The organism is Oleiphilus sp. HI0086 (assembly GCF_001635225.1).
On sequence record NZ_LWFZ01000037.1, the window covers coordinates 1 to 962 of the forward strand.

The window sequence follows — 962 nt, forward strand, 5'->3', positions numbered from 1 at the left end:
GGAAACAGACTTGGAAGCACAATCATCCAACCCAGCTTTATCTGCCCTGGAACTTTCAAACCGGGTACAACTTATAAAACCATCTCCGACCTTGGCTGTTACCAACAAAGCCAATGAACTAAAAGCCGCAGGTAAAGATATTATCGGCTTAGGCGCTGGCGAACCAGACTTCGACACCCCTGAACACATTAAGCAGGCTGCGATTAGTGCAATAAAAAATGGCCAGACGCGCTACACCGCAGTAGACGGCACTCCAGAACTAAAAGGCGCGATCATCGATAAATTCAAGCGCGATAACAAGCTTGAGTATACGCCTAAGCAGATCCTCGTATCGTCTGGCGGAAAGCAAAGCTTTTTCAATCTCTCACTTGCCTTGCTAAACCCAGGCGACGAAGTCGTTATCCCTGCACCGTACTGGGTATCCTACCCCGACATGGTCAAGATAGCGGAAGGCAAACCAGTTATTGTTGAAACGAGCCTTGATAACCGTTTTAAAATGACTGCCGAGCAACTGTCAGCAGCAATTACCGATAAAACCAAAATCGTAGTTTTAAACTCTCCCTCGAACCCAACCGGGATTGCTTATACACGTGAAGAACTGGTTGCCATTGGCGAGGTACTAAAACAACACCCTGAGATTTTAGTCGTTACCGATGATATGTACGAACATATTCTATGGACAGAACAACCTTTCGTTAACATATTGAACGCCTGCCCAGAGCTATATGACCGCACCTTTGTTTTGAATGGTGTCTCTAAAGCATATTCAATGACAGCCTGGCGCATTGGCTACGCAGCAGGACCAGAAAAAGCAATCGCTGCGATGAAAAAGATTCAGTCGCAAAGCACATCGAACCCCTGCTCCATTTCTCAAGCCGCGGCGTTGGAAGCACTAAATGGCAGCCAGGAATGCATCACAACAATGGTTACCGAGTTTAAAAAGCGCCACGACTATCTTGTCG

Annotated in this window: 1 protein-coding gene; it reads left to right on the top strand. The window is 46.8% G+C overall.

Annotated elements, in window-relative coordinates:
* Positions 1–46 precede the first annotated feature (46 nt).
* Positions 47–962: pyridoxal phosphate-dependent aminotransferase (locus A3756_RS00725; protein WP_068552641.1), on the top strand; the 916-nt coding region annotated here is incomplete at its 3' end.